The organism is Halomonas sp. H10-59 (assembly GCF_040070555.1).
Lineage (GTDB): Bacteria > Pseudomonadota > Gammaproteobacteria > Pseudomonadales > Halomonadaceae > Halomonas > Halomonas litopenaei.
Genome location: NZ_CP098828.1, coordinates 2,870,290 through 2,883,401, shown reverse-complemented (window position 1 = coordinate 2,883,401; position 13,112 = coordinate 2,870,290). Strand labels below are relative to the sequence as shown.

Sequence of the window (13,112 nt, the reverse complement as noted above, 5' to 3'; positions counted from 1 at the left end):
AAACGACGATGGGGCACCTTACTCAGGGGCGCGGTGGTCAGGCGTCAGCGATCGAGAATCAACGTCAGCCGCTGGTAGGTCACCGGTAGTCCTTCGGGTCTGCGCAGGTGTTCGTAGCGGGCCCGCGCCTGTCTTATATCCTGACGGCTCAGCCGGGCGCCGGGACGGGCGACCTGGGCGCCGACGCCCTTGACCGAGGCCATCACGGCGTCCAGGTCCGGGTAGTAGAAGCGCTCGGCACGCTGCTCGAAGGCGGTGGCGGCCCAGCGGCGGGAAAGCACCGCGCGCCGGTGGTCGTCGAGGCTTGCGAAGTCCAGCACTCCACTGGACTTGCCCGGTTGACGCCAGACCTGGCCGATCTCTGCCAGGGTGCCGGGCAGCAGGGTGTTGAGTACCGCCCGTCCCCCAGGTGCCAGGACGCGATGGAGTTCCGCCAGCACCTGCTCCAGGTCGGGACACCACTGGATGGCCAGATTGGATATCGCCAGGTCGAGACTGGCATCGGCCAGCGGCAGCGCCTGGGCGTCGGCGCAGACCCAGGCGCACGCCGTGGCACGCGGATGAGGTGATGCCTCTTGGCGAGCCTGTGCCAGCATCGCCGCGGACAGATCCAGCCCCAGCACGCTGGCGTCAGGGTAGCGCTGGGCTACTCCCCGGGTCAGGTCGCCGGGCCCGCAACCCAGATCGAGGATCCGTTCGGCGTGATCTGGCAGGTGGGGCCACAGCGTCTCGGCCATTGCCATCTGGGCGCGTGCCAGTTCTCGGTAGCGCGGGGCCGCCCGCGAGAACGCCCGGGCGACCCGTCGCTGCCAGTCACCGGGTGTGGCATCGGGCGCTACGGAGACGCCAGCCTGGGCCGGCGTGGCGGTGTCGCTGGAGCGTGCGGGCTCGAGCTGGCGCTGCACAAGCGGAGCGTTCATGGCGTCACCTCGTCAAACCCCTGGACGTCGCGGTCGGCATCGATAGCTTCGCGGTCACCATAGTGAGCCCCGCGACGGCTGGTGGGTGCCTTTCCTTCATCTAGCATGCGCAAGGCGTGTCGCTGAATCGCCTCGGCCAGACGGGCCGGCTGGCTCAGCATCGGGCAGTGTCCGGCGCCTTCGATACGCTCGTCCATGGCCGCGCGTACGGCAGGCGCCAGCAGGGGGTCCGTGGCACCGCACAGGGACGTGACGGGGACGGGAGTTGCATTATCCGGCGCTTGGCCTGAGACATGGCCTGGGACGCCGCCAAGCAGGTCACCGATATCGGCGCTTGCCAGGGTGGCGAGGCCCTGCTCCAGGGTGGCGTGATCGGCGCCGATGTCAGGCGTCAGCAGGCTGCGCAGCCGGCGCAGGGCGTCACGGGGCGAGGGCTCGCCGGACAGCTGCCAGCGCAGGAAATGCTCTCTGGCCCTGGTCGGGTCGCGGCGGAAGGCGGCGCGAAAATCAGCCAGCGCGGACGTTGTCACCCCGTTCGGGTGACAGAAGGTCGGGCCCATGCCGAGCAGCACCAGGCCATCGGGGGCGGGCAGGTACCGGGTCAGCTCGGCGGCCTGCAACGCACCGAGCGACCAGCCCACCCAGATGACCGGCTCGCCGTCGCGGGACGACAGGGAAGGCCCCATGGCCTTCGCCAGCGTCTGAAGGCCAGAGGACGGGTGTGCCTGCTGCTGGAAAAGCCCCGTGTCTGCGTCTGAGGCGTCTGCGTCCGAGACACCTGCGTCTGCAAGCCCGGGCCTGCCGCCCATGCCGGGCCAGTCGATGGCCTCCACCGTCACCGAGGTCCCCCAATGGCTCGCCAGCGGTGACCAGATTCTGGCGTCGATGGCCCAACCGGACAGCAGTACCAGCCGGATCATCGGGATGCCCCTGCGCAGGTGGCCGACTCCTGCTTCTGGCAGGTCAAGAGCGCCTCGAGCAGACGGTCGATGTCGTGGTCGTCATGGGCGGCGCTCAGGGTGACACGCAGCCTCGAGGCGCCGGCGGGAACCGTCGGCGGGCGAATGGCGCCCACCCGGATGCCGGCGTCGTCAAGCGTGCTGGCCCAGTCCAGGGTGCGCTGCTCATCGCCGAGCAGGATCGGCTGGATGGGGGTGGCCGACGCCATCAGCGGCAGCTTAAGGCTGGCGGCTTCGCGTCGGAATCGCGCGATCAGCCCATCGAGATGGCGGCGTCGCTCGGGTTCGCCGGCCAGTATCTCGAGAGATTGAAGCGTCGCTGCCGCCACCGGCGGGGGCAGGGCGGTGGTGTAGATGTAAGGGCGGGCGAACTGGATCAGATGCTCGATCAGGGCGTCATCGCCGGCGACGAAGGCACCGGCGGTGCCGAGCGCCTTGCCCAGGGTGCCGACCAGCACGGGGACCCGCTCGCAGCCCAGCCGTCGACCGACGCTACCGTCGCCGTTTTCGCCCAGCACGCCGATGCCATGAGCATCGTCGATCATCAGCCAGGCGCCGTGGCGCCGGCTGAGCTCGGCCAGGCCGTCGACGTCGGCGCAGTCCCCGTCCATGCTGAAGACACCGTCGCTGATGACCAGGCGGCGGCTGGCGTCCGGCACCCGATCCAGCAGGCGCGCCAGGTCATCAAGGTCGTTGTGGTGATAGCGCCGTGAGCGGGCGCCGGACAGCCGGGCACCGTCGATCAGGGAGGCGTGATTCAGCCGGTCCTGCAGAAGATGCACGCCGCTGTCACAGAGCGCCTGTATCACCCCCAGGTTGGCCATGTAGCCGGTGGAGAACAGCAGCGCCCGGGGGCGTCCGGTGAGGCGTGCCAGGGCTTCTTCGAGTGCCTCGTGCACCGTGCTGTGTCCGGTGACCAGATGTGAGGCACGGGCCCCGGCGCCGAAGCGCCGCGCACCATCGGCGGCGGCCTCGGCCAGGCGCGGGTCAGCGGCCAGACCGAGATAGTCATTGCCGGCCATGTCGAGTCGCTGCGCGTCCTGCCGATGGACACGGCGCTGGCGCCAGCGATGCGCCTCGTGGCGTGCCTGGGCACTCTGGCGCAGGTGGGAATGCCAGTCTGCGCTCATGGGGTGGGCTCCTGGCAGTGATGCGCCGCACTAGCGCAGGGCTGGCAGCGGGCGCACATGGGGCTAGACCGCAGCGTCATAGAACTGGGCGCTGCTGGCTTCCCTGGCCTGGCGCTCGATCTGCCGGGCCAGGACCTGTTCGCGTTCGTCGTCACTGGCACAGGTGTCGCGACGTTCCGGATGCAGGCCAAGCTTGTCGAACAGCGCGCGGTCGCGCTCGACCTGTGGGTTGCCGGTGGTCAGCAGGGTGTCGCCGTAGAAGATCGAGTTGGCGCCGGCCATGAAGGCCAGTGCCTGGGTCGACTCGTCCATTTGCTCCCGCCCGGCGGACAGTCGCACGTGGCTCTTCGGCATCATGATGCGGGCCACCGCGATGGCGCGCAGGTACTCGATGGGGTCGAGGTCCTCGACGTCCTCCAGGGGCGTGCCGGGGACCTTGACCAGCATGTTGATCGGTACCGACTCCGGGTGCGGTGACAGGTTGGCCAGCTGCCTGAGCAGTCCTGCGCGATCACGGGCGGTCTCGCCCATGCCGAGGATGCCGCCGGAGCAGATCTTCATGCCGGCCTGGCGCACATTGCCCAGGGTGTCGAGGCGATCGGCGTAGCTGCGCGTGGTAATGATCTCGCCGTAGTACTCAGGCGAGGTATCCAGATTGTGGTTGTAGTAGTCGAGGCCGGCATCGGCCAGCTGATGGGCCTGGGCTTCGTCGACCATGCCGAGGGTCATGCAGGTCTCGAGCCCCAGCGCCTTGACCCTTTTCACCATTTCGATGACCACCTCGAGATCCCGCTGGCGCGGGCTGCGCCAGGCGGCGCCCATGCAGAAACGGCTGGCACCGGCATCGAGTGCGGACTTCGCCTGCTCCACCACCTTTTCGATCTCGAGCAGCTTCTCCTTGTCCAGGCCGGTGTTGTAGTGGCCAGACTGAGGACAGTACTTACAGTCCTCGGGGCAGGCGCCGGTCTTGATCGACAACAGGGTCGAGACCTGAACGGCGTTGGCATCGAAGTGCTGGCGGTGGACGCACTGGGCCTTGAACAGCAGATCATTGAAGGGCAGGGCGAACAGCGCTTCGATCTCATCGAGCGTCCAGTCGTGACGGGGGGCGGCATCGGCGGCTAGGGTGGAAACTGTGGACGTCGAGTCGGCAGACATGGGTGTCTCGCTATGGTCAACTTTTTAAAATCGGATTGGTTGACGACAAGGATAAGTGGTGTGGCGAAGCTGTCAACCTGCGTGATCGGCAAGGTTGACCATGGCGTGGCGAAACTGATGGCGGATCGCTGCCTGTTCTGCCTGGCGACCCTGGCGCCAGGACCAGGGTCAGGGTCAAGATCGGGGCTCGCGGTGATTGCTGCGCCGGGTCCTGTGTCCGTCCTGCTGTGTGATCCCTGCCGCCGAGGGCTTGACCTCAATCGTTGTCCCTGCGAGGGCTGTGGCGAACCCTTGCCCGAGCACCGCTGGCGGCGTCCGGCGGGTGAACGCCTGTGCGGTCGCTGTCTGGTGGAGCCCTTCAGCTTCCATGAGGTGCGGACGCCGCTGATCTACCGCGACGAGATCAGGCGTCTCGTCCAGCGCTTCAAGGCCGAGGCCCATCTGCCCAGCGCCCAGTTGCTGGTCGCACTGTTTCTCGAGGCGTCACTCGCGGGCGAGAATGGCGTGCCTGACGCTCTGATCGGGGTGCCGCGTCATCCCGTCAGGGCCAGGCGCTTTGGCTTCGATCAGGGCCAGTGGCTGGCCTGCGAGCTGGGGCGCCGGCTCGGCGTGCCGGTGAGGCGGGCCTGGCGGCGTCGCGATGATCGCCCCCAGCATGAGCTCGGTTCGCGGGCCCGCCGTCGCATCGCGTCGGGCATGTTTGGTATCGCGTCAGGGCTGCCTCGGCACGTGGCGCTGGTCGATGACGTCATGACCACCGGGGCCACCCTTGAGCGGCTGGCGCAGGCCTGTCGCCGGGCGGGGGCACGCCGGGTGGACGCCTGGGCGCTGGCGAGGACGCCGCCACCCTGGCTCTGTTAAGCTCGGCGCCTCTCGCCTCGTTTGATATTTGTGCTTTTACCCGGAGCCCCCATGACCACGACCCCCACGCCCTTCAGTGAACTTTCTCCGCAGCGCGTGGTGGAGGCGATCGAATCACTGGGCCTGTGGCTGCCCGGCGAGCCCTTTGCGCTCAACAGCTACGAGAACCGCGTCTATCTGGTGCAGGACGATGACCGCAAGCGTTGGGTGGCCAAGTTCTACCGCCCCGACCGGTTGAGCGATGAGGCCATCGGCGAGGAGCACGCCTTCCTGCGTGAGCTCGACGATGCCGGGGTGGCGGTGGCGGCCCCCTGGCGCAACGACGCTGGCGAGAGTCTGCACCGGGCGGGGGGCTACCGCGTGGCGCTGTTTCCCCACCTGCCCGGCCAGGCGCCTGAGCTCGAGAACCCCGACCATCTGTTCGCCCTGGGTGAGCTGATAGGACGCGTGCACGAGGTGGGCCGGCGCGGCGAGTTCGCCCATCGCTGTCGGCAGGAGCCCCGCGCCATGGCCGAACAGGCTCGTCGCACGGTACTCGAGAGTCCCTGGTTGAGCGAGCGTCAGCGCAAGGCCTACGAGCGCATCTCGCAGCAGTTGATCGAGGCGCTGGCACCACCCGCGGGTGTCAGCGCACTCATGCAGAGGGTTCACGGCGACTGCCATATCGGCAATATGCTGGGGCGGGAGGATCGCTTTGCGCTGGTCGATTTCGACGACGCGATGATGGCGCCGGCGGTACAGGACCTGTGGATGCTGTTCACCGCCCAGGGGCCGGAGGAAAGGGCGATGCAGCTATCGGAGGTGATCGAGGGCTACGAGCAGGTGATCGATTTCGATCGCCAGCAGCTCGCCCTGATCGAACCGCTGCGCGCCTTGAGGTTGATGCGCCATAGCGCCTGGGTGGTGGCGCGCTGGAACGATCCGGCCTTTCCCCGGGCGTTTCCCTGGGTCGCCGACGCCGGCTACTGGGACGAGCACATCCGCCAGCTGGAGCATCAACGCCTGGCCCTGGCGGATTCCGAGCGCTGGCTGGCGGGTGGCTGACAGATGGGGTCTGGCGGACGCCGTGTGCTGTCCGCCATAGGTGCCGCTACTCGGACGGAGTGGTCTGGCTCGACGGGGTTGCCTGCTTGGTTTCGTTGTCGGCGTCTTCGCCACGACGTTCGGCGTTAAGCTGCGCAGACGGGTTGGGCATCTGCTCGATGGCCAGCGGTTCGGTCAGTTCTAGCTGAAACACGCGGTCGGCGTCCAGGCGGCAGCCGCCGTCATCGCAGGCGGCGATGCCGAACTGGCCATCCTCGTCATAGGCGCCGGCGATGAGTTCGCCGGAGTAGATGTGGCTTTCGCCGCCATCGGTCTCGACGCAGGTGAGGGCCTCGGTGGTGATACGCAGGCGTTGGCCATCGCGCTTGGCGTCGCCGACCAGCACGCAGTAGTGGGGCAGGTCGGTGCGTCCCTCGGCATCGGCGGCGGGCTTGAGCATGACATCATCGAGCCGCTGTCCGGCGGAGTCGAGGTCGATGCCTTCGATAATGCTGACGTCGATGCGTGCCTGGGCGGGTAGCTCCAGGCTGTCCGCCATAGCGGGCGTCATGCTGGTCAGGGCGCTGAAGGTCAGAATGGCGACGAGGGGCGTGCTGGGCCGGGCAAGCAGGCGGCGAAGGGCAGGCATTGGCGATTCTCGCGATATGGCTGGCGAAATGCGGGCAACAGGGCGGGTAGCTGCATGGAGGCATGCCACCGACAGTGTCGCCTGGCACATGGACAACCTGATGACGATAGCACAGGGCTGTCGGGTGGACAGCTATCGCTCTCGTTGCGCGACACTCTGTCACGTACCTCGCCGCGACGGCGGCGGCAATCTCCTCAATCGGCCTTGGCAACAGGCTTTTGCAGCGGGCTGTCGCAAGCTCGGGTGTCGCGCCGATTTTTCGCCAATGATGGGGGGTGACGGTGGGCAAAAACGCCAGGCGAACTGCGGAAGGCGACACGCTGCGGTAGACTATCGCTCACGCAATGCAAAAGCTATACTTCAAAAATTCTTTGTACAGGTTTTGTGGAGCCAGGCGGGCCGCCTGGTGTTCGCCCGAGCCGACGACTCCCCTGAAGGGCTGGATCATGACTGACGAACTCGCCAATCACTATCGACACATCATTGAGGAACTGGGCGAAGACCCGGAGCGAGAAGGGTTGGTGGATACGCCCAAGCGTGCTGCCAAGGCCATGCAGTTTCTCAACCGCGGCTACACCCAGTCGCTGGAAGAGATCGTCAATGGTGCGGTGTTTTCGTCCGAGACCGACGAGATGGTGCTGGTCAAGGACATCGAGCTGTACTCCATGTGCGAGCATCACTTGCTGCCCTTCATCGGCAAGTGCCATATCGCCTACCTGCCCAACGGCAAGGTGCTGGGACTGTCCAAGTTTGCCCGGATCGTCGACATGTACGCCCGCCGCATGCAGATCCAGGAGAACCTGACCCGTCAGATCGCCGATGCCGTGCTGCAGGTCACCGATGCCCGGGGCGTGGCCGTGGTGGTGGAGGCGCGACACCTGTGCATGATGATGCGAGGGGTCGAAAAGCAGAATTCCAGCATGACGTCCTCGGTGATGCTGGGGGCCTTCCGCGAGAAGCCGAGCACCCGTCAGGAGTTCCTGACGTTGGTCAACAGCCGCTGAGGGGCCGGTTCTACGGCCGCCGCACGAAGCGCTGAAGCCGATGCTTTTCGTTTACCGCTTTCAAGCATGACGCACGGGAGGGGCCATGTCCCTGCATGTACTGGGTGACCAGCATCTGGATCACGACCTTGCCACCATCCGCATCAAGAACCTGCGGTTGAGGACCTTCATCGGCATCAAGGAGGAGGAGATCCTCAATCGCCAGGACGTGGTGATCAATGCGGTGATCCGCTACCGCGCCGACAAGGCGGTGGCGTTCAATCATATCGAACAGGCGCTCAACTACCGCACCATCACCAAGCAGGTGATCGCGCTGGTGGAGGAGAACCGCTTTCAGTTGCTGGAGCGGATGACCCGCGAAGTGCTGGACCTGATCATGAGTCACGAGCAGGTGCTGACCACCCAGGTGGAGATCGACAAGCCCCATGCGCTGCGCTTTGCCGACTCGGTGTCGATCACGCTGTCGGCCTCGAGGGCACCGCGGGATCAGGATTCGGTGAGTTGAGGCGACGGCTTCGAGTTGGCGATCGGCCAGCGGAACGCTTAGCATGAAAGCTATATGGTCGTCGCGCAGTCGCTGAAGCGTCGTCGCAAGTCAATGCAGTTTTCCGTCAAGCCCGAGCCAGGAGCCTTCATGAAAGCCCTTAACGACATGCCGCTGTTTCGCCCCTTTGCCTATATCGACGGAAGCTGGGTGGCGGCCGACAGCGGGGAGCAGATCGACATCGTCAATCCGGCCAGTGGCGAGACCATCGCCCAGATGCCTCGCCTGGGTCGCGCCGAGACCGAGGCGGCGATCGACGCGGCCGACGCCGCCCTGCCGGCCTGGCGCGCGCTGACGGCCCAGGAGCGGGCAGACATCCTGATGAAGTGGTACGAGCTGATGCTCGAACATCAGGACGAGCTGGCCACCATCATGACCCTCGAACAGGGCAAGCCGCTCAAGGAAGCCGCCGGCGAGATCGTCTATGCCGCCAGTTTCCTGCGCTGGTTCGCCGAGGAAGGACGCCGGGTCTACGGTGAGACCATTCCGGCGGCCAAGGCCAACCAGCGTATCGTGGTGACCAAGCAGCCGGTGGGTGTCTGCGGCGCCATCACGCCCTGGAACTTCCCCGCCGCCATGATCACCCGCAAGGCTGGCGCGGCCCTGGCGGCAGGCTGCACCATCGTGGTCAAGCCGGCCAGTCAGACCCCGCTGTCGGCCACCGCGCTTGCGCTGCTTGCCGAGCGCGCCGGGGTACCGCGTGGGGTGTTCAACGTGGTGCCGGGGTCGGCCAGCGAGATCGCCGCGGCCCTGACCGAATCACCGGTGGTGCGCAAGATCACCTTCACCGGTTCCACCGAGGTGGGGCGTACCCTGATGTCCCAGGCGGCCCAGCATATCCAGAAGATCTCGCTGGAGCTTGGCGGCAACGCACCGTTCATTGTGTTCGAGGACGCCGATCTGGACGCGGCGGTGGACGGCGCCATGGCGGCCAAGTTCCGCAATGCCGGCCAGACCTGCGTGTGTACCAATCGCTTCCTGGTGCAGTCCAGCGTCATCAACGCCTTCAGCGAGAAGCTGGCGGTGGCCATGAACAGCGAACTGACGGTCGGCGACGGCACCACCGAGGGTGTCAACATCGGACCGCTGATCGACGACAAGGCAGTGGGCAAGGTCAACGAGCATGTCCAGGACGCGGTGGACAAGGGTGCCGAGCTGTGGATCGGTGGCCATCCCCATCCGCTGGGTGGCAACTACTTCACGCCGACCCTGGTCAGCGGTGCCACCAGCGAGATGAAGGTGGCCCGGGAAGAGACCTTCGGTCCGCTGGCGGCGGTATTCCCGTTCGATGACGAGGAGGACGCCATCGAACTGGCCAACGACACCGAGTTCGGTCTGGCGGCCTACTTCTACTCGAAGGACCTGGGCCGGGTGTGGCGAGTGGCCGACGCCCTCGAGTACGGCATGGTCGGCATCAATACCGGCCTGATCTCCAACGCCGCGGCGCCCTTCGGTGGGGTCAAGGCCTCCGGCCTCGGTCGCGAAGGCGGGCACCAGGGCCTGGCCGAGTTCCTCGAGACCAAGTACCTGTGCATCGATCTCGGCGAGTAAGCCTCAGACTGCCGCCATCCTGCAGGTGGCGGCAGACCGCTCAGCGATAGCACACACACAAGGGCCCCCGACGCATGCGTCGGGGCCCTTGTCGTAGATTGGCGCGTAGATTGGCGCGTAGATTGGCGGGCGGCTCCTGGGTGGGCCAGAACCGGCGGGGCCTGGGGCCCCGCCGTGCCGCCACGCGACCGCGTCAGTGGCGGAAGTGGCGCATACCGGTAAACACCATGGCGATGCCGGCCTCGTTGGCGGCGTCGATGACCTCCTGGTCACGCATGGAGCCGCCGGGCTGGATCACCGCGGTGATGCCGGCGCTGGCGGCGGCGTCGATGCCGTCACGGAAGGGGAAGAAGGCGTCGCTGGCCATCACCGAGCCGGGCACCGAGAGGCCTTCGTCGGCGGCCTTGATGCCGGCGATGCGGGCCGAGTAGACACGGCTCATCTGGCCGGCGCCGACGCCGATGGTCTGGCCTTCCTTGACGTAGACGATGGCGTTGGACTTGACGAACTTGGCGACCTTCCAGGCGAAGGCCAGGTCACGCATCTCCTGCTCCGAGGGCACGCGCTCGGAGACCACCGTCAGGTCGTCGCGGGTGACCGTGCCCAGATCGCGGTCCTGGACCAGTAGACCGCCGGTGACGCGCTTGAGGTCGTGGGCCGGTGCCATCTGGCCGGGCCAGTTGGCGCTGACGTCGAGCAGGCGCACGTTCTTCTTCTCGGCGACGATGGCCTGGGCCTCGTCGCTGACCCCGGGGGCGATGATCACCTCGACGAACTGACGATCGATGATGGCGCGGGCGGTGTCGGCGTCCAGCGGCACGTTGAAGGCGATGATGCCGCCAAAGGCGCTGGTGGGATCGGTGGCGAAGGCCTTGTCGTAGGCCGCAAGAGCGCTCTCGCCCACGGCCACGCCGCAGGGATTGGCGTGCTTGACGATGACACAGGCGGTGTCGTCGAAGCTCTTGACGCACTCGAGCGCGGCATCGGTGTCGGCCACGTTGTTGAACGACAGCGGCTTGCCCTGCAGGGTGACGGCGGTGGAGACGCTGGGTTCGCTGGCGCCTTCTTCCACGTAGAACGCCGCCTGCTGGTGGGGGTTCTCGCCGTAACGCATGGACTGCTTCTTGGTCAGCTGCAGGTTGTAGGTGCGCGGGAAACCGTCCTCAGCTCCCTCGACCCGACGGCCAAGATAGTCGGCGATGGCACCGTCGTAGCCGGCGGTGTGTTCAAAGGCCTTGACCGCCAGGTCGAAGCGGGTGACCTGGGCCAGCGCGCCGCCGTTGTCACGCATCTCTGCGATCACCCGGTCGTAGTCGTCGGCGTTGACCACGATGCTGGTATAGGCATGATTCTTGGCGCAGGCGCGCACCATGGTGGGGCCGCCGATGTCGATGTTCTCGATGGCGTCTTCCAGGCTGCAGTCAGGACGCGCCACGGTGGCGGCAAAGGGGTAGAGGTTGACCACCACCATGTCGATGGGCGCGATGTCATGCTCGGCCATGACCTCGTCGTCCTGGCCGCGACGCCCGAGGATGCCGCCGTGGATCCTGGGGTGCAGGGTCTTGACACGGCCATCCATGATCTCGGGAAACCCGGTGTGCTCGGACACCTCGGTGACGGCGATGGCGTTGTCGGCCAGCAGGCGGTAGGTGCCGCCGGTGGACAGCAATTCGACGCCCATGTCGGCGAGGGCGCGGGCGAAGTCGACGATACCGGTCTTGTCCGACACGCTGATCAGGGCGCGACGAACGGCGAGAGAGGAGGGCTGGGCCATGGGGATGTCTCTGTTGCGAAGGGAAGCGAAGGGCGCCTTGGCGCAGAAAAGGGAGCCGTGGGCTCCCTTGGGGTCGGGTCAGATCAGTTCGTAGTGCTTGAGCTTCTTGCGCAGGGTGCCACGGTTGAGTCCGAGCATCTCTGCGGCACGGGTCTGGTTGCCGTTGGTGTAGACGAGCACCGACGACAGCAGAGGCGCCTCGACCTCGGCCATCACCATGGCGTGGAGGTCGGTGACGGTGCCGCCGTCGAGATGGTCGAAGTAGCGTTCCATGGCGGCGAACACGGCCTCGCGCAGGGGACGTTCGTCACTGGCCTGCGGTGCGGAGGGTGCCAGGCCGTCGAGGCCACGCTGAGAGGTGTCGAGTTTGGAGGCGGACACCGACTGGTCGATGGGTTGCTGGCTGGTCATGCGGCACGGGTTCCATGGTGTGCCACGGCCCTGGCCACGCGCTCGGGGGCGCTGGCGGGGTCGTGACGAAAGAGTTCGTCGATAAAGTCGCGCTGGGCCTGGGTCGAGGTCAGGCCGTTGAAGGTGGCCTTGAGCTGGCGACGGCCATCGTCGTCGAGGCGTCGATCGCTGGACAGGTACCAACCCAGATGCTTGCGCGCGATGCGCACGCCCATATGGTCACCGTAGAAGGCGTGCAGGGCATCGAGGTGAGAGCCGAGGACGTCGCGTCGTTCCGCGTCGGAAGGCGCCGGCAGGATTTCGCCATGGCGCAGATAGTGGCTGATCTCGCGGAAGATCCAGGGGTTGCCCTGGGCGCCTCGACCCACCATCACCGCATCCGCACCAGTATAGTCGAGTACGCGCCGAGCCTTTTCGGGAGACGTGATATCGCCGTTGGCAAAGACCGGGATGCTGACCCTTGATGCTACCTCGGCGATGGTCTCGTACTCGGCTTCGCCCTGATAGCGTTGCTGGCGATGACGGCCGTGGACGGCCAGCGCCTGGATACCGGCATCTTCCGCCAGCCGGGCGATGCGCACCGCGTTGTTGGATTCGGCGCACCAGCCGGTGCGGATCTTCAGGGTCACCGGCACGTCGACGGCGGCCACCACCGCATCGAGGATCTCCGCCACCAGCGCCTCGTCCCGCAGCAGGGCAGAGCCCGCGGCCTTGTTGCAGACCTTCTTGGCCGGACAGCCCATGTTGATGTCGATGATCTCGGCGCCCTGTTCGGCGTTGAGGCGGGCGGCGGTGGCCAGCATCTCGGCGTCGCCGCCGGCGATCTGCACCGCCCTGGGACCGGGTTCGCCCCGGTGGTCCATGCGCAGGCGCGACTTGCGGGTGTGCCACAGGCTGGGATCGGAGGTGACCATCTCGCCCACCACCAGTCCCGCGCCCAGGCGACGACAGAGCGCGCGGAAGGGGCGGTCGGTGACCCCGGCCATGGGCGCAAGGATCACCGGGCCGGCCAGCTGATGCGGGCCAATGCAGGTGGTGATGCCTGAATCTTGCTGTTGCACCATGGGGGATCTGGGATCGTGGTCTGACATGGGAGCTGCCGTCGTTCCGGGGCTGCATATCATACGC

General features: G+C 66.6%; 13 protein-coding genes. 5 read left to right on the top strand and 8 right to left on the bottom strand.

The window, feature by feature from the left end; genetic code table 11:
• Positions 1-44 precede the first annotated feature (44 nt).
• The 4 genes from bioC to bioB form a co-directional block, all read right to left on the bottom strand.
• On the bottom strand, positions 45-920 hold the full coding sequence (gene bioC / locus NFG57_RS12595) for a malonyl-ACP O-methyltransferase BioC (protein ID WP_348814448.1): 876 nt from the start codon (positions 918-920) through the stop codon (positions 45-47).
• Positions 917-1,840 (bottom strand): alpha/beta fold hydrolase, encoded by a 924-nt coding sequence (locus tag NFG57_RS12590; RefSeq protein WP_348814447.1) that lies wholly within the window; start codon positions 1,838-1,840, stop codon positions 917-919. The genes bioC and NFG57_RS12590 overlap by 4 nt, the downstream gene beginning before the upstream one ends.
• Positions 1,837-3,009 carry an 8-amino-7-oxononanoate synthase gene (bioF, locus tag NFG57_RS12585; protein WP_222569809.1) on the bottom strand — a complete coding sequence of 391 codons (1,173 nt, stop codon included), beginning with the start codon at positions 3,007-3,009 and terminating at the stop codon, positions 1,837-1,839. The genes NFG57_RS12590 and bioF overlap by 4 nt, the downstream gene beginning before the upstream one ends.
• 63 nt (positions 3,010-3,072) lie before the next feature.
• A complete protein-coding gene (gene bioB, locus NFG57_RS12580) occupies positions 3,073-4,167 on the bottom strand; it encodes a biotin synthase BioB (RefSeq protein WP_045993967.1) in 1,095 nt (364 codons plus the stop codon).
• Positions 4,168-4,227: 60 nt separating this feature from the next.
• Between bioB and NFG57_RS12575 the strand changes: the two genes are divergently transcribed.
• The gene (locus tag NFG57_RS12575) at positions 4,228-5,028 is read left to right on the top strand and encodes a ComF family protein (RefSeq protein WP_240184240.1); all 801 of its coding nucleotides are present in this window, start codon (positions 4,228-4,230) and stop codon (positions 5,026-5,028) included.
• Positions 5,029-5,079: 51 nt separating this feature from the next.
• Positions 5,080-6,072, top strand: a complete 993-nt coding sequence (locus NFG57_RS12570) for a serine/threonine protein kinase (protein ID WP_348814446.1) — start codon at positions 5,080-5,082, stop codon at positions 6,070-6,072.
• 46 nt (positions 6,073-6,118) lie between these two features.
• Here the strand turns inward: NFG57_RS12570 and NFG57_RS12565 are convergent, their stop codons facing one another.
• The gene (locus NFG57_RS12565; RefSeq protein ID WP_108132873.1) at positions 6,119-6,700 is read right to left on the bottom strand and encodes a hypothetical protein; all 582 of its coding nucleotides are present in this window, start codon (positions 6,698-6,700) and stop codon (positions 6,119-6,121) included.
• Between the two features lie 446 nt (positions 6,701-7,146).
• Between NFG57_RS12565 and folE the strand changes: the two genes are divergently transcribed.
• From folE to NFG57_RS12550, 3 genes are all read left to right on the top strand, one after another.
• The gene (gene folE / locus NFG57_RS12560) at positions 7,147-7,704 is read left to right on the top strand and encodes a GTP cyclohydrolase I FolE (RefSeq protein ID WP_045993969.1); all 558 of its coding nucleotides are present in this window, start codon (positions 7,147-7,149) and stop codon (positions 7,702-7,704) included.
• 85 nt (positions 7,705-7,789) lie between these two features.
• Positions 7,790-8,209 (top strand): dihydroneopterin triphosphate 2'-epimerase, encoded by a 420-nt coding sequence (folX, locus tag NFG57_RS12555; protein WP_045993970.1) that lies wholly within the window; start codon positions 7,790-7,792, stop codon positions 8,207-8,209.
• Between the two features lie 129 nt (positions 8,210-8,338).
• Positions 8,339-9,799: an NAD-dependent succinate-semialdehyde dehydrogenase gene (locus tag NFG57_RS12550; RefSeq protein WP_348814445.1), complete on the top strand. Its 1,461-nt coding sequence runs from the start codon at positions 8,339-8,341 to the stop codon at positions 9,797-9,799.
• Positions 9,800-9,992: 193 nt separating this feature from the next.
• Here NFG57_RS12550 and purH read toward each other — a convergent pair whose 3' ends face one another.
• From purH to dusB, 3 genes are all read right to left on the bottom strand, one after another.
• Positions 9,993-11,573, bottom strand: a complete 1,581-nt coding sequence (gene purH, locus NFG57_RS12545) for a bifunctional phosphoribosylaminoimidazolecarboxamide formyltransferase/IMP cyclohydrolase (protein ID WP_348814444.1) — start codon at positions 11,571-11,573, stop codon at positions 9,993-9,995.
• Between the two features lie 78 nt (positions 11,574-11,651).
• Positions 11,652-11,984, bottom strand: a complete 333-nt coding sequence (gene fis, locus NFG57_RS12540; RefSeq protein WP_045993973.1) for a DNA-binding transcriptional regulator Fis — start codon at positions 11,982-11,984, stop codon at positions 11,652-11,654.
• The gene (gene dusB / locus NFG57_RS12535) at positions 11,981-13,048 is read right to left on the bottom strand and encodes a tRNA dihydrouridine synthase DusB (protein WP_083970531.1); all 1,068 of its coding nucleotides are present in this window, start codon (positions 13,046-13,048) and stop codon (positions 11,981-11,983) included. The genes fis and dusB overlap by 4 nt, the downstream gene beginning before the upstream one ends.
• Positions 13,049-13,112: the final 64 nt, after the last annotated feature.

Coding starts and splice junctions, on each gene's coding strand:
- bioC (WP_348814448.1), bottom strand. CDS start 920: ATGAACGCTCCGCTTGTGCAGCGCCAGCTCGAGCCCGCACGCTCCAGC.
- NFG57_RS12590 (WP_348814447.1), bottom strand. CDS start 1,840: ATGATCCGGCTGGTACTGCTGTCCGGTTGGGCCATCGACGCCAGAATC.
- bioF (WP_222569809.1), bottom strand. CDS start 3,009: ATGAGCGCAGACTGGCATTCCCACCTGCGCCAGAGTGCCCAGGCACGC.
- bioB (WP_045993967.1), bottom strand. CDS start 4,167: ATGTCTGCCGACTCGACGTCCACAGTTTCCACCCTAGCCGCCGATGCC.
- NFG57_RS12570 (WP_348814446.1), top strand. CDS start 5,080: ATGACCACGACCCCCACGCCCTTCAGTGAACTTTCTCCGCAGCGCGTG.
- NFG57_RS12565 (WP_108132873.1), bottom strand. CDS start 6,700: ATGCCTGCCCTTCGCCGCCTGCTTGCCCGGCCCAGCACGCCCCTCGTC.
- folE (WP_045993969.1), top strand. CDS start 7,147: ATGACTGACGAACTCGCCAATCACTATCGACACATCATTGAGGAACTG.
- folX (WP_045993970.1), top strand. CDS start 7,790: ATGTCCCTGCATGTACTGGGTGACCAGCATCTGGATCACGACCTTGCC.
- NFG57_RS12550 (WP_348814445.1), top strand. CDS start 8,339: ATGAAAGCCCTTAACGACATGCCGCTGTTTCGCCCCTTTGCCTATATC.
- purH (WP_348814444.1), bottom strand. CDS start 11,573: ATGGCCCAGCCCTCCTCTCTCGCCGTTCGTCGCGCCCTGATCAGCGTG.
- fis (WP_045993973.1), bottom strand. CDS start 11,984: ATGACCAGCCAGCAACCCATCGACCAGTCGGTGTCCGCCTCCAAACTC.
- dusB (WP_083970531.1), bottom strand. CDS start 13,048: ATGGTGCAACAGCAAGATTCAGGCATCACCACCTGCATTGGCCCGCAT.